The organism is Flavobacterium sp. (assembly GCF_039595935.1).
GTDB lineage: Bacteria > Bacteroidota > Bacteroidia > Flavobacteriales > Flavobacteriaceae > Flavobacterium.
In genome coordinates this window covers 2270682-2289386 of sequence record NZ_JBCNKR010000006.1, presented here as the reverse complement: position 1 = coordinate 2289386, position 18705 = coordinate 2270682, and the positions used below count along the sequence as shown (strand labels likewise).

The window sequence follows — 18705 nt, the reverse complement described above, 5'->3', positions numbered from 1 at the left end:
AAAAACAAAATAGATTCGAAATTGAATTTCCTAATTTTGATTTTAGATTTTTATTCCGATTTTTCTGAAAATGTTATCAATTACCTTATTAATATCAGGAGAAATATTAAACTTATAATTCAGGTAAACGTATAAAATAGTCACCAAAATTGATTTTAAGGCTATGCTGATAAGCTGAAAAAATGGAAACTCCCAGAAATAAAAAACCAAAAACAAAACAAAAGTCAACAGCATTGACGAAAGTGTTTCTTTGGTGAAAGGATATAACTGAAGTTTTTTAACAACAAAAAGCAGTTTGGCCAAACTATACAGAGTAATGGATAATAAAGTTGCAAAAGCTGATCCGAAAATTCCAAAAATTGGAATAAATATCATATTAAGAATTACAGTTAATACAACGAGCATTAGTCCTAAATACAATACCATTCGGTAATATTTAGTATTAAAAATGATTGCATTATTATTTCCTAAAATTAAATCGAAATATTTAGACAATCCAATCATAAATACAACTGCAATACCACCGCTGTATTCCTTTGGAACCAATTCGTATAACTGATTAATATTCACAAAGATGCAAAGCATTACAAACCCGCCTACAATCTGGAGATTAATTGACGTTTTTTTATACAATTGATTCAATTCGTCATGTTTATTCTCATGCATTAATTTTGCCGTAATCGGATATACAATTTGATGCATCGCACGACTCGGAACCGAAATTACCAAAGCGATATAAGTCGCTACAGAATAGAACGCAATATTTTCAATCTGCATGTATTGATTCAATATCATTTTATCTCCATCTAAAAGCAAATTGGCAACGCTTCCTGATAAAATAATATAAAAAGTATATATCAATATATCTTTTGTATTAACTGGTATTGTAAACTGAAAAGTTGGCTTTTGAATACTAAATGCGTATAACATCGTTACCAGAAATGCCAAAAAGTATAAAACAGCTGTTGCGTACACAAAACCTTCAACACTGAGCCAATCGTAATAAACGCCTATCAATAGAAATAATGAAAACAATCGTAAACCTACTTCTTTAATAAAGTTTCCAAAAACGGAATGCATATTTACACGGAGCCAGGCATAAAATATTTCAAAATAAGCCATACAAAGCCCTATAAATGGTATTAACCAGATATAACTTTTTACAATCGCATTCTTTTTTGATACAAAGAATATAATCTCATCATAAAAAACAAGACCAATAAGCAAAAGCGGAATTATTAATAGTAACGGAAATAAAACCGTAAAGGATAAAAAACGGGATTTTTCTTCATCTGTTTGGTACTGCGAATAAAATTTAACCAAAGTATTTTGCATTCCAATTGCAAACAAAGGCATAATAACATTTGCAGCAGATGTGATATAATTCGTTAAACCATAAAAAGTGGCGCCTAAAAAAACAGGATATAAATAAAGTGTGTTAATGGCTCCAATTCCAAAGCCTATATATGTAATTATGGTGTTTTTAAAAGACTGGTTTAAGACAATACCCATTTTTTGATTGCAGAGTTTAGATTGTAGAGTTTAGATTTTTGATTTTCTGCTCTCTTTTTATTTTTTGAAATTATTATTTTAATGAATCAATTGTGCTAATTGTTTGGTAAGGTTTTTTCGTGAATATTGCTGTAAACCAACACCATTTGCTTGTAATTTTCCTTCCAGAAATTGATTATAAAAGTCCAAAATTACACTTTTTAGCTTCGCTTTTTCTGAATAATCAAAAAATACTCCTGTATTGGTTTCTTTTATAATATCTGCAAAATCAGAACCATTAGGTCCAATCGCAAGTATTGGGCGATTTGAGACCATATATTCAAATAATTTTCCCGGAATAATACTTTTAGTATCTTCTGAATTTATTTCGATTAAAAGCAAAACCTGAGACTTTTTTTGATGCGCAATAGCTTCGTTATGCGAAACATATCCTAAAAGATTCAAATAATCGTTTAATTTGAATTCATTGATAGCATCTAAAACTTCCTGACTTACAGCTCCAATTAGTTTAATTTCTAAATGCGTTTTAAAATCAGAAACTTCATTAAGTAATTCGACCAAACATTCCCATAAAAATTGTGGGTTTCTGTCTGATAAAAATGAACCAATATGAGCAAGTGTAAATTTTGTATCCAGAGTTTGCTTCTCCACTTTTTCTATATCGTAACCGTTAGTAATTACTGAAATTGGCTTTGTTGTAATGGCTTCAAATTCAGCTTTTGTAGTTTTACTGGTAACAATAATGGTATCGGCAGAATTAAGCACTTTATGCTCTAATTTTTTATGTTTTTTAGATGCATAAGATGATAAACGTAACGCTTTGTGATAACCAATTGTTGTCCATGGATCTCGGAAATCGGCAAACCATTTTACGTTTAGTTTTTCTTTTAATTCTAAACCAATTAAATGCAGACTATGCGGCGGTCCCGAAGTTACAATGGTGTCAATATTATTTTCTTTGATATATTTCTCAAGATAAGAAACAGAAGGCTTTACCCAAAATACACGGGCGTCCGGAATAAATAAGTTCCCTCTTACCCATAAAAACGCTTTATCTAAAAAGGTCTGCTTTTTTTTATGCGGAAAAATTCCTGAACTGATTTTCTTGGTTTTATTTTTTGAAAAAACAGAAGCCAGTTGATAAGGCTCCCAGATTTTATTTTTTAGAACAATTACTTTATCTGATATTTCGCTCACTAAACCTTCATCAACAATTGGATAAGTTGGATTTTCCGGAATATAAACAATAGGCTGAACATCAAAATCCGGCAGATATTTTACAAATTTCAACCAGCGCTGTACTCCCGGCCCACCTGCAGGAGGAAAGTAATATGTTATAATTAAGAGCTTTTTTTGTTCCAATTATTTTATTTCTATAAATTAGTTTTACAACTATATTTTTTATTCTTTTTCATTATTCAATTTTCCTAGCTCTTCAATATCTAATATATCCTTAGGTCTGTTTGAAGCTTTTTTTGCGATAATCAAATTATCATAATCAATAAAATAAACTGGAGTTTCATCTATCATCACCACAGTGGCATCTTCCAACAAAGATGCAAATGATTTATCTTCTAAACCTTTAACTACGGTCATTATATCAAGCCTTAAACCATAATTCAATAAAAAATCTGTCCATCCTGGAATAAACTGCATCGTCTCTATCGTCTCAAAGTCTCCTAAATTAATCGATTTTAGTGCTTTTCTTAAGTTAACCCTATTTTCAATAGTGTCCTCAAGATAAATATCAATATCTCCAGTATTTCTATTATAACCATATATATTTACAGCAAATCCACCAATAGTTATATACCTAACTTTGTTTTCAAAAAAACTATTCCAAATGGCAATTATTTGCTCATCCATTATTTTTTAGATCGAATTATTTTAGCTGTTTTTAAAGTGTAAGAAACCTTAATAATCGCCATCAATCGCTCTAATCTTTCTAAATAAGAAAGCGCCTTGATTTCTGCTATTCTTTTAGCTTCTAATTCTTGTGGAGTACCAAAACTTAACACATTATTTTTCATTGCTTAGTTTTTTAAAATACAATACAAAGATACAAAATGATTAATGGTAACATTTAAATCAAAAAATCTAATTTTCTCCTTTAAATCTCTTTCTTTCAAAATAAATTCCACCAGCCAGAAGCAGGAACATTCCAATCGAACTAATTAAATTGATTGTTCCTCCCGTTTTTATAACCTGAGGCTCAAATTTAAATTCGATGGTATGTTTTCCACCCGGAATTTCCATAGCTCTTAAAACATAATCAACAGGGAAATGATCTGTTAATTGTCCGTCGATATAAGCATTCCAGCCATTTTTATAATAGATCTCAGAGAAAACCGCTAAACCATCTTTAGCATTATTAGATTCGTATTTAATGTAATTTGGCTTGTACTGAACTACTTTTATTGTACCGGTTGTATCCCATTCTTTTTTCATGCGGGCATTTCTGAATTTGCCTTCATGTTCGCGAACATTGAAAACGGCCACATGTTTAGTATCAAGATGATCTAAAGCTTTCATTACATCGTCTGGTTTATTTACCAGTTTAACTGATCTTACGAACCAGGCGTTTCCATTTGCATCTGGATTAATTGATGGTATAGGCATACCTGTAGAATCAGCTCGAAGTACATACTTAACGTTTAACATATTAAGTATTTCTAAGTTCATTCCTTTGGTTTTATTTGCTATTTGGTAATCAAATAATTGCTGCATTCTTCTTGGTTTTGCGGCATGATAACCTCCAATTGAATGATGGAAATAAGAAGCTGTCGCGCTAGACATGTTTCCATCCATATCAAAAACTCTGTAATGCGTTGTATCTTCTAAAATTTTAGCATCGGCAGGGCTTTCCTGAAACGGAGCTGCAATCTGAACCGGACTCACAAAATCTTTTGCTGAAACGTATTTTTTATCTACAAAGAATAAATCGAAAATCATTAAAAGAGCAACAATTACAAGAGCTGTAGTTTGTGAAAACTTATTTTTAATGAACAACCATAAAACTCCAAATGTTACTACGATAAAGAATCCTGAACGAAGTAAATCTGCAGAATAAAGGCTTTTTCTATCTTCTATTATAACATCAACAAATTCTTGTCCGTATTGTTGAAGCCAAAAATCATCTCCGCTTGTTGTAAAATGGAAAAATCCTTTTGCAATTACTAAAATTATAATAACTCCTAACGCAAAAACTCCTGTTTGAACAAGTGCTTTTTGCTGTAATTTAGGCTCGTCTTTTGCTTTAAAGAAAGATTGAATTCCCATTACGGCTAAAACAGGGAAACACAATTCTAAAATTACCTGAATAGACGAAACTGCTCTAAATTTATCATACATCGGAACGTAATCTATAAAGAAGTCAGTCAGCAAAGAGAAATTTTTTCCCCAGGAAAGTATTAATGAAAATAATACTCCGGAAAGGAAAACATATTTAATTTTTCTATCATCAATAAACAAAGCCAGAACAGCTAAAAAGAACACTACAACTCCTATATAAGCCGGAGCAGCCACAATAGGCTGATCGCCCCAATAAGTTGGCATTCCGGAAACAAAGTTTTCAGCTTTATCAGACGGTACATTATGATCCATCATAAACTGATACATACTACTGTCTTTGCCTACATTTTCATGATTTGAACCACCAAAAAGTCTTGGTGCAATAAGATTGAAACTTTCTGCAATTCCGTAACTATATTCTGTGATATATTCACGGCTTAAAGCATTTTCGTTTTCTTTTTTAGTTCCGTCCGGATTAAAAGTTAATTCGCTGTTGCTTCTTGTACTAAACTTAGCATATTCACTTGTCGCTAATAAGTTTCCTGCATTGGCACCAATTGCAAAAATTCCGGCTACAGCCAAAGTTCCAATAGCAGTTAAAAGCGGTTTGTATTCTTTATTTTTTATAAAACCAAAAGTAAAATAACCCGAAAGAATCAATAAGAAAATCAATAAATAATAGGTCATTTGAAAGTGGTTGGCATTAACTTCTAATGCAACCGCAAACATGGTGAGCAAACCTCCCCAAATATATTTTTTCTGAAAAACGAGTATAAATCCGGCTATTACCAAAGGCATATAAGCAATCGCATGTGCTTTGGCATTATGACCAACTCCCAGAATGATAATCAAATAAGTAGAAAAACCAAAGGCAACTGCGCCAATAAATGCTTTTAAAGGATCTGTTTTTAAAACTAATAACAATCCATAAAAGCCTAAGGAATATAGAAATAAATAATCCGCCGGACGTGGTAAAAAACGTAAAACATCATCTATTTTACCCACAAAATCATTTGGATAATTTGCTCCCAGCTGATAAGTCGGCATTCCGCCAAAAGCTGAATTTGTCCAGTACGGTTCTGTATGTTCTGCTGCTCTAAAATCATTTTGCTCTTTAGCCATTCCGGTATATTGAGCAATATCCGACTGGTAGATTTGTCTTCCCTGCAGAACTGGATAAAAATAAATTAATGATACGAGAATAAAGCCCAGAATTACAAGGGCATGCGGATAGAATTTATTTACTATTTTCAATTTTGGCTGGTTTGGTTAAATGATGAATCCTGTTTGTTTAGGATGCAAACTTAATCTATTTCTTCGTAATCAACATAATCCCCAACTTTTTTGGTCTCACGCGATTTTTTAGCGTTTGTTGTATCGATGATTATTTCGTCGTTGCTGCTGTTACGAGTTTTTTGCCAAGTGTCCTGGCTATATTGCTGCTGTTGTTGTTTCTGAAAATTTTCTCCTGCCTTTTCAACTGCTTTTTTAACCAATACAGGCAAAAAGATTTGAGCTAAAAATTTAAAAATATAATAAAACGCAATAATCCATATTATCGTTTTAACCAAATTTGTAAAAGATGCTTCTTGCATGATCAAATAATTTTTTTCCAAAATTAGTAAATCCGTTGTTTAAAAATAAAATATGAATCTTAAATAAATAATAAAATATAGTACATTTGAAATACGTTATAGCTTTTTAATCAAAAAATACATTTATGTTGAAAATTAAAAACTTACTCTTTTTATCTCTTTATTTTATACCACAAATTTTCTTCGCACAGTATACTGATGTGATCAATTCGAACCGTCCGGGCGAAACAATGTCTGCTTATGCAGTTGGAAAATCAGTAATTCAGGCCGAAATTGGCGTTTATGGAATTAAAGAAAAACATGATTTGTTAGATTATGACGCTACCGGTTTTGGTACTGATCTAAGTGTTAGATATGGTGCTTTTTTAGAACAATTAGAATTTATTCTGGATGTTCAGTATCAAATGGAAAACTTCGACACTCCTTATACTTCTTATAAAAAAAATAACTTTAGACAAACTGTTTTAGGTGCCAAATATTTAATTTATGATCCTTATAAAAATTATAAAGATGAACCTAATATTTACAGTTACAAAGCCAACCATAGTTTTAAATGGCGTGAATTAATTCCGGCCGTTTCGATCTTTGCAGGAGCTAATTTTGTTGGTGCTGACAATCCTTATTATTTTTCTCCAAATGGGGATATTTCTCCAAAAGTTGCTTTGGTAACTCAAAACTTATTTGGCGGCGGAAGATGGGTTTTCGTAACCAATATTATTGCTGATTATATTGGAACAGATTATCCTAGTTATGGATACATCTTAACTTTAACGCACGGATTTAACGACAAATGGTCTGGTTTTGTTGAAAATCAAGGCTATAAAAGTGACTTTTACAGCGATGCTATTGTTCGTGGCGGTGCGGCTTATTTGTTATCTCCAAATATGCAGGTTGATGCTTCTATAAGTACAAACTTTAAAAACACTCCTTCTATTTTATATGGCGGAGTTGGTTTTTCATGGCGTTATGACGGCTGGTATAAGGAAAAACAAATTGCCAATAAAAACAAAGACAGAGCAAAGAAAAACTCTGATAATAAAGAAAATATAGATTATCAGGAAAAAGAAAGAAAACGTAAAGCCAAATACGAATAAAATTTAAATCAAACTTAAACAATAAGCTAATACCACTTTAATGATTACAATCAAAGAAGCCAAAACCAAGAAAGAATTAACCGAATATATAAAATTCCCATTTTCACTTTACAAGGATAATCCATATTGGGTTCCGCCTATTATTGCTGACGAACTTGAATCGTTTGATAAAACTAAAAACCCGGCTTTTGACAATGCCGAGGCTTATTTTTATCTGGCTTACAGAGACAATCAAATTGTAGGGAGAATTACAGCCATTATAAACTGGTCAGAAGTCAACAATCAGCATAAAAGAAAAGTACGTTTCGGATGGTTTGATGTAATTGATGATATCGAAGTTACAAAAGCACTTCTTGACAAAGTATATGAATTAGGAAGAAAACACAACCTGGAACATGCCGAAGGACCAATGGGCTTTTCGAATTTAGACAAAGTTGGTGTTCTTACAGAAGGTTTTGATCAGGTTGGAACTATGATTACATGGTACAATCACCCTTATTATGTTACACATTTAGAGCAATTGGGCTTTCAGGTTGAAAAACAATATATTGAAAGTATCTTTCCTTTTTCGAATGTTAAACCTGAATTTTTCTTAAAAGCACAGGCTTTAATTAAACAACGTTACGGACTTAAAGCGCTTAATTTTACTAAAACAAAAGACATTATGCCGCATGTCGACAAAATGTTTGATTTGTTTAATGAAACCTACGCTAAACTGGCTTCATTTGTTGCTATTTCAGATGTGCAGAAAGAATATTTTAAGAAGAAATACATCAGCTTCATTAATCCGGAATACATCAAGTTTGTAGTTGACAAAGAGGATAATTTAGTTGCTTTTAGCATTGTAATGCCTAGTTTTACAGAGGCTTTACAAAAAGCAAAAGGTAAATTATTCCCGTTTGGTTTTCTTCATCTTTTAAAAGCCAGAAAAAAGAGTAAAGATGTTGTTTTCTATCTTATTGGAGTTCATCCTGATTATCAAAACAAAGGTGTAACGGCCATTATTTTTGATGAATATTATAAAACTTTTTCAGAGAAAGGAATTCAAAATTGCATCAGAACTCCTGAATTATTAGAAAATAATGCTATTCATTTACTTTGGAAAAACTTTGATCCAGTTATTCACTGTCAAAGAAAGACTTATTTGAAAAATCTGTAGTTAGTTTTTAACTTATCGAAATGAAAAAAATAGGTGTAATTTTATTAATATTAATTTCTTTTTCGTTTAAAAAAGATCAAAATGATGTTTTATATGAAAATTATGTCAAGGCAATAAACCAAAATGGCACTGTTCAATTTTTCTTGGTAATTAATATTAAAAACTTAAATACAAATGAAGTAAGAGAAATATGTACGAAAGGCAACTTTTTACAAGGAGCAATTCATTATGAATATAATATTCCATATACTGAAAAAGGAATACTTAAAGCCTATGATATTGCTTTAAAAAACAAAAAAAGATATTTTGAATTTAAAAATGATAGTGCAATTGCAAATGTGGGCTTTAAAGATTATTCTGTGAATGATTTAAAAAAATTAGAATCTAGAATTAATTTTAATTTACTTGTAAATAAAATAAAAAAGAATAAAAAATGGTCTTCCTATCTAGATGATAAAGATTTAACATTGTATGCACACGCATTATTTAATAGAGGAATTTTAACAGGTGAAAATAGTTGTATGGGAGGCTCCCTTATTTATGTAGATCCCAATAGAGAGTTATAAACATAAAAAAATCCATTCGCCCCTAAAACGAATGGATTTTTTACATAAATAACAATTCATTATTCCACTTTGCAGTCTACTCTAGTCAGCGTATTTTTCTGATCAAATTTCAGTTTTGTTTTATCTTTAAATGATACTTTATCATTCGCTTGTACAACATCTCCATACCCTTCAATAAGAGTTCCTTCATTTTGCAAAAAAGCTACCTCTCTTACTGACGAAACTCCTTCAGACATAAAGGTATAATCGCCAATCAGCGTATCTCCTTTCATATTTCCAATAAGAGTCCCTTCATTTTTATCCTTTCCAACTAAATTATAAGTTAGTTTTCCGTTTACTTCCTGATGAGAATTTACATTAAAACTTAACTCAATAACACTTCCTTTTGAATTCCATGCATAGCATTGATTTCCTGCCGGTTCAGCTATCTCAGCTTCTTTAGGCGGGCTAGGTGTAATTTGTACTGGCTCTGTGGTAGTTGCTTTTTTACATGAAATAAGAACTATTAAAACCAGAGTCGTAATGGCTAATACTTTTTTCATAATTCTATTTTTATTTTGTGATTATGAAATAAAGTTAGTTCAAATAAAAAAAATCCATTCGTATAACAAATGGATTTTTTTACATAATTTCCACTTAAGGAAATCTATTTTTTTTATAAGTAATTACGAAACGTCAACTGTAGTACGTTCAGCAATTTCTTTATACGTTCCGTTAGTTAATTTCTCACGGATCGCTTCAAATGCTGTCAGCGTTTCATTAATGTCTTCAATTGTGTGTGAAGCTGTTGGGATCATTCTCAATAAGATAATTCCTTTTGGAATAACCGGATAAACAACAATAGAAAGGAAAATACCGTAGTTTTCTCTTAAGTCGTTTACCATAACCATTGCTTCAGGAATACTTCCTTCTAAGTAAACTGGTGTAATACAAGTATTTGTATCTCCAATATTAAATCCTTTTTCTTTAAGACCACTTTGTAATGCATTTACATTTTCCCAAAGTTTATCTTTAATTTCAGAAGAATTACGCAATAACTCTAAACGTTTCAATGAACCAATTGTCTGAATCATTGGTAATGCTTTTGCAAACATTTGCGAACGTAAATTGTATTTTAAGTAATCGATAACCGTTTTATCAGCTGCTACGAAAGCACCAATATTAGCCATTGATTTTGCAAAAGTAGAGAAGTACACATCGATATCATCCTGAACTCCCTGCTCCTCACCTGCTCCGGCACCTGTTTTACCAAGTGTACCAAAACCGTGTGCATCATCAACTAATAAACGGAAATTGTATTTTTTCTTTAATGCAGCAATTTCTTTTAATTTTCCCTGCTGTCCGCGCATTCCAAAAACACCTTCGGTAATAAATAAAATACCTCCGCCTGTTTCTTCTGCCATTTTAGTAGCACGCTGCAGGTTTTTTTCCATACTTTCAAGATCATTGTGTTTGTAAGTAAAACGTTTACCCATGTGCAAACGAACACCATCAATAATACAAGCATGTGAATCTACATCATAAACAATAATGTCATTTTTAGTAACCAAAGCATCAATAATAGATACCATTCCCTGATAACCAAAATTCAATAAATAAGCTGATTCTTTCATTACAAAAGAAGCCAGTTCATTTTCTAATTGTTCGTGGTAAGTTGTGTGTCCAGACATCATACGAGCGCCCATAGGATACGCTGCACCAAACTGAGCAGCTGCATCTGTATCTGCTTTACGAACTTCTGGATGATTAGCTAAACCTAAATAATCATTTAAACTCCAGTTTAGGATATTTTTTCCATGAAATGTCATTCTAGGACCCAACTCTCCTTCTAACTTTGGGAAAACGTAATAACCTTCTGCCTGAGAAGCCCATTTTCCTAAAGGTCCCTTATTGTCCTGAATTCTTTCGAATAAATCTTTTACCATAATTTATAGTGTAGTAATTTTTTTAACTTAATCAGCGAGCAAAATTAAACATTATTAATTTAAAATGAAGAACCTCAATTATTTTTATTGAAAAATATTCTATATGAAAATTTTAACAAGATTTACCTTTTTATTTTAATTTAATATTACCCAAATTTAAATATATTGTTGATTATCAACCATGACTTTTATCATAAGTAAAGCAATAGCACAATCTATTTTGAGCGTAAAGTAAAAAAATATTTTCTTCCATTTATAAATAGGAGTAATTAATTACCACATTTAAGTTTTTTAAGTACAATTCTCTGCGGCTTTCCTTTAAAACCTTAGAATACTTTATTTATAATGATAATAATTAAGAAGAATCCAAACACTTATTCGTCATTAAATTCACATAAAAATGAATTTTAGTTTTAACTTTGAAAGTACTTAATTTCTAATATCTAAAAAATGCCTTTAAGCAATTCAAAAGATTTAAAATTGGCTGTTCTTATTGATGCCGATAACGTGCCGTACAGCAATGTAAAAGGTATGATGGAAGAAATTGCAAAGCTTGGAACCCCAACAACCAAACGTATTTATGCTGATTGGACAAAACCAAATGCCAACGGCTGGAAAGGCGTTTTACTGGAACATGCCATTACACCTATTCAGCAGTATAGTTATACGGTTGGAAAAAATTCATCAGATTCTGCTTTGATTATTGATGCTATGGATTTGCTTTATTCTGGTAAATTGGATGGTTTTTGTATTGTTTCCAGCGACAGCGATTTTACCCGTTTAGCAGTTCGGCTTAGAGAATCCGGCATGAAAGTTATTGGTATTGGCGAAAAGAAAACCCCAAGTTCTTTTATTGTGGCCTGTGACAGGTTTATTTACATTGAGGTTCTGGATGGAGCCACTCAAAAGAAAAAAACAAAAACTACTGCTGTTGCCGAAGCTAAAAAACCAATCGAAAAACCGGCAGAAAAAGCACTTCATAAAGTCGACAAACAAACTATCGAACTTATCGAAGCTACAATTGAAGATATTGAAGACGATGACGGCTGGGCATTTCTTGGCGATGTCGGCAATTTGATTGTAAAGAAAAAACCAGAGTTTGACCCAAGAAACTATGGCTATTCTAAACTTACACCTATGTTGAAATCCTTGACAGACATTCTGGAAATCGACGAAAGAGAATCTGACAAAAAAGGCATAAAACACGTTTATGTCCGATTACGATTCAACTAATTAATTTATTCCCCTTTATTATTTTTTAAAAACATGAGAAAAAAATTCTTTATTTACGGATTCTTATTGTTTCTAATTGTTGCTCGCAATTTATTACTACACAGGACGAGGTTATTTACTCGTTTTTATTATCCCTATTTTATTGGTTATTGGAGTTTACAATGCTTCTCAAAAAAAGCATGCTATTTTAAGGAACTTTCCGGTTTTGGGTTATTTCAGGTATTTATTTGAAATGATTGCTCCGGAAATTCAGCAGTATTTTATCGAAAGATCTACTGACGGAAAACCTTTTTCAAGAAATCAACGTTCTCTTGTTTATCAAAGAGCAAAAAATATCGATTCGAGTACGCCTTTTGGAACTCAGCTAAACTTAAACACCGAAAGCTACGAGGGAATAAAACATTCTATTTTTCCGGCAAAAGTAAACGAAGAATTACCTCGTGTATTAGTTGGTGGAAAAGATTGTAAACAGCCTTACTCTGCCTCTTTATTTAATGTTTCGGCAATGAGTTTTGGTTCGTTGAGCGAACACGCAGTTCGCGCTATAAATATTGGTGCGCAAAAAGGTAAATTTTATCAAAATACTGGAGAAGGTGGTTTAACCGAATTTCATCTTGCCGGCGGCGGTGATATTACATGGCAAATTGGTACCGGATATTTTGGATGCCGTGATGAAGAAGGAAATTTCAGTCCTGAAAAATTCTCTGAAAAGGCAAATCTTCCAAACGTAAAAATGATCGAAATCAAGCTTTCGCAAGGTGCTAAACCAGGTCACGGAGGTGTTCTTCCAGCTGCTAAAAATACGGAACAGATTGCTAAAATCAGAGGTGTAAAACCACACACCATGATTCTTTCTCCTCCGGGACATCATGCTTTTTCAGACAGTAAAGGATTAATTCGTTTTATTAAACAATTGCGTGATTTATCAAACGGAAAACCAATTGGTTTTAAATTATGTATTGGAAACACAGCTGAATTCGAAGCTATCTGTCATGAGATGATTGCCGAAGATACTTACCCTGATTTTATAACGGTTGATGGTGCCGAAGGCGAAACCGGAGCTGCTCCTCTGGAATTTGCTGATGGTGTGGGAATGCCTTTTGAGCCTGCTTTGATCTTTGTCAACAAAACTTTAATTGGGCTGAACATTCGCGATAAAATACGCATTATCGGAAGTGGTAAAATCATTTCAGGATATTCGATTCTGCATGCTATTGCTTTAGGTGCCGATATGTGTAACAGTGCAAGAGGCTTTATGTTTTCTTTAGGCTGTATTCAGGCTTTAAGATGTCATAATAATGAATGCCCAACAGGAGTTGCTACTCAAAATAAAATGCTGATGAAAGGTTTGGTTGTAACCGATAAATCAGAACGTGTTTACCATTTCCATAAAAATACGCTTCATGCTGCAAACGAACTTTTGGCTGCGGCCGGAAAAACTTCTTTTGCTGATGTTGATATCAATATATTCATGCGCGGAGATGAATTCACCAACTTATCTGAATTATATTTTCCGGATAATTTAACAAACGTTACGAAACGTAATTAAATAAGAAAGCCTCTTTTATAAAGAGGCTTTCTTATTTTAAAATCTATTTATTTTTTCTCTTTCATATTTTGAGATAAAAAGACAATAGCCCGCAATTTTAATTTATCTATGGGAAGTATACTGCTCTCAAACTCATAAAAATTGAGGATTCCGTCATTTTTAAAACATAAAGCATAACCATTATATCTTTTATTTTCTTTGGTTATTTTATACGATAAAGCCTTAACATCTCCAATTGTATTTTCTACTTTAAACTTCTCCAGATTGCTACTGCTTTTTAAAGCTTTAAAACTCGGTTCTATATCATCTTTTGATTCAAAATCATGAATAAAAATATTCAGGTTATCCGGAGATTTAAATGCCATTCTCAGCGTATCATCATGTCTGTTTTGAAGGTAATAATTCTTTTCTATTTTTACCTGCGTATCTAGTGCAATATAGAGTAATGAATCTTTTTCTAATTTTTGAAGACCATAATTTTCTTTTTGCGAAGCCGATAAACTGTCTAATTTTTCATAATTAGAATACAATATATCATTTGAAAATTTATTTAAAATTTCTCGCTGAAGCCTATAATTTTCTTTCATAGCTTCCTGAGTATTTTTAAAACTTTCCATAACCGGATCCATATCTCCAGATCTGGATCTATTGATTTCAGAACAAGTATACAAAAGTCTTCCGCCTAAAATTATTATAGACAAAATCCCCAATACGGTTCTCCAGGTAGATCTTTCATCCATAATTATTTCAAATCTTTACCTGTCAGAATAATATCATTTACCAGTTTACCTTTATCATCCAGATAAATATATTTTATTGTTGTAATGTTGTATTGCTGTATTGAACTTAGAATAGTTTTTAAATCACTGCTTCTTAAAATGCTTTCTTTCATTAAAACTTTAGCAGCTTCTCCTTTAAGAACAGCAGCATATTTCTGCGGCACTTCAACATGATAAACCAATTCGTTTTTATCGCTAATATCAATTTTCAGGATTTTTGTTCCGTCTTCATTTGTAATTGGCATATTTTGGTTCATTATTGAAAGCATTTGCTGGAATTGCGGATTTAAACCTGAGCCCGAAGATTCTTTGCTGTCAATAGAAACCATTTTGTTTTTATTCAACAGCTCATTTAATTCTTTTTCGTCGACTTTTAATTCGCCCAATATGGTTGCATTATTAGCTAAAAAGAACATTTCAAAGTTTACACCTTCTCTAATTAATTCCATAGAAGCATTGTCGTTTTTTAATATCTCACTAAACATGGCTGGAGACATTTGGCTGTACATAGATTTGCTCGATTCGTTTGGCTCAAGATTAGTATAAATCTTAATCTCGATTTTATTTTTGTCTAAAAAAGCATTTGCTTTTGCACCGCTGATAATATCATTATGAAAAAACTCGCTGGAATTATTAAAAGTATTAACGTATTCCTGCATTTTCTGTTTGGTATTTTTACAGCTTACCAGAAACAATAAAAGAACAAATGTGCATGCGATTTGGGTAGTTTTTTTGATCATAGTTTTATAGGTTTTATTAAGTAGAATTTTACACAAACATAATCTAATATTAGAAGTGTTCCAAAGAAACTTATTATTCTTAACAAAAAAGAAATAGCCCCTTTGCATATCTACAAAGAGGCTGTTTCCGATACTAATTCTGATATTTAATTAAAGTTTTGCTGTTTCTTTATTGTCGGTCGAAGCTCCGCTTTCTAAAACGGCTAATTCTTCTTTATCGACTAATTTCTGGGCAAGTATTGTATTATTATAGGCTAAAAAGTAAACATCAAATTTTACTCCTTCATCTATTAAATCTGTAGAAATCTGATCGTTTTTAATCATTTCTTTTAACAAATCAGGAAACGAATTAGCAGCAGCAATTTTATTTGCTTCATCCCCTTCTAAATTTGTTTCAATTCTAATTTCAATTTTATTTTCATTTAAAAATGCTTTCGCTGCTGTACTGGTAATTCCGTTACCTTTTACTGTCGATGAATTATTGTAAGTACTTACGTGTTCCTGTATTTTCTGCTTGGTATTTTTACAGCTTACCAACAGTAATGCAAAAGCAAACGCAAATGCGATTTGGGTAATTTTTTTCATAATTTTTTAGGTTTTTGGTTTATTTTTAACTCAAACATAATAAATTTATAACACAAAAACAACCTAAATTGCAAAATTAAAAAAATGCAATTATTTGAATATAAAGCAATTGTAGGAAAAATTAGAGCTAAAAAAAACTCTCTAAATAAGCTTTAAAGAGTTTTCTTAAAAATTACAAATAAACAGTGTTATAATTCTGTTATCGATTCTTTATTTATTATTTGTTTTACAAGAACCGTATTATCATCTGCCAGAAAATAAGCATCAAACTGTACTCCTTCATCTACTAATTCTTTAGGAATCTGATTTTTACCAATCATTTCCTTTAATAACTTTGGAAACGAAGCATCGGCATTGGTTTTATTAACTGCATTTTGTTCCAAATTGGTTTCGAAACGCAATTCAATCTTATTGTCGTTCATATATCCTCTGGCCGTAGTAAGCGTAACATCTTTAGCTTTAAAAGTTGCCGCTGTGCTATTATAAGCAGCCACATACTCCTGAAGTTTCTGTTTTGTATTTTTACAGCTCACCAGCATCAATACAACCATAATTACCGATAAAATCTGGCTTATTTTTTTAATCATAATACATTATTTTAATTTTTGAAGTCTTAAAAGTGCTTCAAGATAGTAATAATCTGCATAATTTATAGAACAATCGATCTCACTTCCGGCAGGTTTATGTCCGGTAGCATGCAGTAAAAATGCCGAATTTACATCGCGGCTTTGATAATTATCTGAAAGCGAAACAATCATTTTTTTAGACTTCGTTAAATATTCATTTTTCAGCGTTTTATCTTTTGTATAAGAACTCAATTCTAATAATGCCGAAGAAACAATTGCCGCTGCTGAAGCGTCTCTAGGCGCATTTGGAATATCCGGAGCATTAAAATCCCAATACGGAACCAGATCTTCTGTTGTTAGTTTATCCAAATATACCCGGGCTAATTTATGTGCAAAATCTAAAAATTTAGGATCTTTCGTTTCTCTATAAACCATAGTAAATCCGTAAATAGCCCACGCCTGCCCACGCGCCCACATACTGTCATCACTATAACCTTGGGCCGTTCTGCCTTTGATTTTCTTACCAGTTTCAAAATCATATATTAAAACATGATACGAAGTATAATCAGGTCTAAAATGATTCGCCATTGTCGTTTCGGCATGCTTTACGGCAATATCATACAGGTTTTTACTGCCTCCATTTTTAGAAGCCCAAAACAATAATTCTAAATTCATCATATTATCGATGATCGTATTGTGTCCGCCCATTTTATTGTGCGGCCATGATTGAATTGTTCCAACTTTCGGGTTAAAAAGCGTCGCCAAAGTATCAGCAGTTCTTAAAATAATTTCTTTGTATTCAGCATTTTTAGTCAGTCTGTATCCATTTCCAAAACTATTAAAAACCTGAAAACCCAAATCATGATCTGCAGCTTTACTAACCGATAACGGAGTCAGGAAACGCGTAAATTTATCGGCTTCTTTTTCCCATTTTTTATCTTTTGTAGCTTCGTATAAATACCACAATTCTCCCGGCCAGAATCCGCTTGTCCAGTCTTTGTAATTTACAAATTTCCATTCATTACTTCCATTCAGAACCGTTCTTGGAGAAGTTCCGTCATTCGGAATTACTTTCAGGGTTTTAGATGCCTGATCTGCACAATAATCAAGCTGTTTTTTAATATTAAACGAATCATTTTTTTGAGAATACCCTTGATTTCCAAGAAGAAAAACAGCCGAAATAAGGGCAAGAAATTTTGAATTCATGTGGTTATTTTTAGATAGATAGTTTATTAAAACGATAAATTTATAAAATAAAGTAAACCTATTCGAATCTTTGTATTTTTGTTTTACCAAAAAAGTACAATTATTTCCTTTTAGTCTTTCCTGTTTTAGTCCTCGTTTTCTTTGTCAAAGTTTAAAACTTTGACAAAGATTATTTAGCTTTCTAAATCAATCAAATTTTTAAAATTTAAAATCAATAATATTGCTATGACAATAAACAAAATTGTCTAAATCGTCAAAATATTGTATAATTTCATCTCGTTTCAAATTAGTTTTTAAAGATGACAATATTGTTTTATAAGATGAAAACTTATAATTCTTAAAATCTTTTCTAATATCAATTGGATTTTGATGAATATAAACAACCACATTTTGTAAATATTTCTCTGAAACAATTTTTTTTCTTTTAAATGGGGATTCGAATAACGAACCATGTCTTTCATAAACTTTATTATATGCTTGCGTGTAAGAACTAATAAACTTACTGAATTGTTTACTAGTAAGATTTTCAATAGAATGCAATCCTTTTTTTAATGATCTATTGTTTACTTTTTCAAAAAAAATTAATAAATCATTTTGTGATTTTATTCTAATTAAAAAATGAAAATGATTTGGCATTAAACAATAAGCATATAAATCACAAACACTATTCAAATATTTCAAAAACTGTTTCATAAAAAACAAATAATTTTCATCATTACGAAAAACTTCACCTCCATTAATTCCTCGATTGTAAATATGATAAAAACAATCTGGTTCTAAATTTTCAACTCTTATATCCATCAAATAATATTTCTTAATATATTAAGTCAAAAGTATAAAATTGTAAGATTTTTATATTAATAAACGATAAAAAAACCTTTGTCAAAGTTTAAAACTTTGACAAA

General features: G+C 31.5%; 18 protein-coding genes and 1 pseudogene. 5 read left to right on the top strand and 14 right to left on the bottom strand.

Features of this window, described 5'->3' with window-relative positions:
- Positions 1–42: 42 nt before the first annotated feature.
- The 6 genes from ABDW27_RS19645 to ABDW27_RS19620 all read right to left on the bottom strand — a co-directional run bounded on the left by ABDW27_RS19645 (position 43) and on the right by ABDW27_RS19620 (position 6398).
- On the bottom strand, positions 43–1512 hold the full coding sequence (locus ABDW27_RS19645; RefSeq protein WP_343697434.1) for a polysaccharide biosynthesis C-terminal domain-containing protein: 1470 nt from the start codon (positions 1510–1512) through the stop codon (positions 43–45).
- 78 nt (positions 1513–1590) lie between these two features.
- Entirely contained in the window at positions 1591–2874 is a 1284-nt protein-coding gene (locus ABDW27_RS19640) for a glycosyltransferase family 4 protein (protein ID WP_343697433.1), read from the bottom strand.
- 39 nt (positions 2875–2913) lie between these two features.
- Complete coding sequence (locus ABDW27_RS19635; protein ID WP_343697432.1) at positions 2914–3378, bottom strand: DUF6036 family nucleotidyltransferase; 465 nt, start codon at positions 3376–3378, stop codon at positions 2914–2916.
- A complete protein-coding gene (locus ABDW27_RS19630; RefSeq protein ID WP_343697431.1) occupies positions 3378–3542 on the bottom strand; it encodes a hypothetical protein in 165 nt (54 codons plus the stop codon). Before ABDW27_RS19630 ends, ABDW27_RS19635 begins: the two co-directional genes overlap by 1 nt.
- Positions 3543–3609: 67 nt before the next feature.
- Entirely contained in the window at positions 3610–6057 is a 2448-nt protein-coding gene (locus ABDW27_RS19625; RefSeq protein WP_343697430.1) for a YfhO family protein, read from the bottom strand.
- A 50-nt stretch (positions 6058–6107) separates the two neighbouring features.
- The gene (locus ABDW27_RS19620; protein ID WP_343698145.1) at positions 6108–6398 is read right to left on the bottom strand and encodes a DUF4834 family protein; all 291 of its coding nucleotides are present in this window, start codon (positions 6396–6398) and stop codon (positions 6108–6110) included.
- A 125-nt stretch (positions 6399–6523) separates the two neighbouring features.
- Between ABDW27_RS19620 and ABDW27_RS19615 the strand changes: the two genes are divergently transcribed.
- The 3 genes from ABDW27_RS19615 to ABDW27_RS19605 are packed head-to-tail and all read left to right on the top strand — an operon-like array spanning position 6524 to position 9217.
- On the top strand, positions 6524–7492 hold the full coding sequence (locus tag ABDW27_RS19615; protein WP_343697429.1) for a transporter: 969 nt from the start codon (positions 6524–6526) through the stop codon (positions 7490–7492).
- Between the two features lie 40 nt (positions 7493–7532).
- A complete protein-coding gene (locus tag ABDW27_RS19610) occupies positions 7533–8651 on the top strand; it encodes a GTP cyclohydrolase (protein WP_343697428.1) in 1119 nt (372 codons plus the stop codon).
- A 20-nt stretch (positions 8652–8671) separates the two neighbouring features.
- Positions 8672–9217 (top strand): hypothetical protein, encoded by a 546-nt coding sequence (locus tag ABDW27_RS19605; protein WP_343697427.1) that lies wholly within the window; start codon positions 8672–8674, stop codon positions 9215–9217.
- A 59-nt stretch (positions 9218–9276) separates the two neighbouring features.
- On the opposite strand, the gene ABDW27_RS19600 is transcribed toward ABDW27_RS19605, so the two are convergent.
- Positions 9277–9759 carry a hypothetical protein gene (locus ABDW27_RS19600; RefSeq protein WP_343697426.1) on the bottom strand — a complete coding sequence of 161 codons (483 nt, stop codon included), beginning with the start codon at positions 9757–9759 and terminating at the stop codon, positions 9277–9279.
- 123 nt (positions 9760–9882) lie between these two features.
- Positions 9883–11142: an aminotransferase class I/II-fold pyridoxal phosphate-dependent enzyme gene (locus tag ABDW27_RS19595; RefSeq protein WP_343697425.1), complete on the bottom strand. Its 1260-nt coding sequence runs from the start codon at positions 11140–11142 to the stop codon at positions 9883–9885.
- 450 nt (positions 11143–11592) lie between these two features.
- Here ABDW27_RS19595 and ABDW27_RS19590 point away from each other — a divergent pair, with 450 nt between their 5' ends.
- Positions 11593–12375 (top strand): NYN domain-containing protein, encoded by a 783-nt coding sequence (locus tag ABDW27_RS19590; RefSeq protein WP_343697424.1) that lies wholly within the window; start codon positions 11593–11595, stop codon positions 12373–12375.
- A gap of 33 nt (positions 12376–12408) precedes the next feature.
- Positions 12409–13924: pseudogene (locus ABDW27_RS19585) on the top strand (FMN-binding glutamate synthase family protein).
- Between the two features lie 47 nt (positions 13925–13971).
- Here the strand turns inward: ABDW27_RS19585 and ABDW27_RS19580 are convergent.
- The 6 genes from ABDW27_RS19580 to ABDW27_RS19555 form a co-directional block, all read right to left on the bottom strand.
- The gene (locus ABDW27_RS19580; protein ID WP_343697423.1) at positions 13972–14664 is read right to left on the bottom strand and encodes a hypothetical protein; all 693 of its coding nucleotides are present in this window, start codon (positions 14662–14664) and stop codon (positions 13972–13974) included.
- Positions 14665–14666: 2 nt separating this feature from the next.
- Entirely contained in the window at positions 14667–15443 is a 777-nt protein-coding gene (locus tag ABDW27_RS19575; RefSeq protein WP_343697422.1) for a hypothetical protein, read from the bottom strand.
- Positions 15444–15593: 150 nt separating this feature from the next.
- Positions 15594–16028 carry a hypothetical protein gene (locus ABDW27_RS19570; RefSeq protein ID WP_343697421.1) on the bottom strand — a complete coding sequence of 145 codons (435 nt, stop codon included), beginning with the start codon at positions 16026–16028 and terminating at the stop codon, positions 15594–15596.
- A 188-nt stretch (positions 16029–16216) separates the two neighbouring features.
- On the bottom strand, positions 16217–16615 hold the full coding sequence (locus ABDW27_RS19565) for a hypothetical protein (protein ID WP_343697420.1): 399 nt from the start codon (positions 16613–16615) through the stop codon (positions 16217–16219).
- A gap of 6 nt (positions 16616–16621) precedes the next feature.
- Positions 16622–17800, bottom strand: coding sequence for a glycoside hydrolase family 88 protein (locus ABDW27_RS19560; RefSeq protein WP_343697419.1), 1179 nt, complete (start codon positions 17798–17800; stop codon positions 16622–16624).
- Between the two features lie 198 nt (positions 17801–17998).
- Positions 17999–18601, bottom strand: coding sequence for a hypothetical protein (locus tag ABDW27_RS19555; RefSeq protein ID WP_343697418.1), 603 nt, complete (start codon positions 18599–18601; stop codon positions 17999–18001).
- Between the last annotated feature and the right edge of the window lie 104 nt (positions 18602–18705).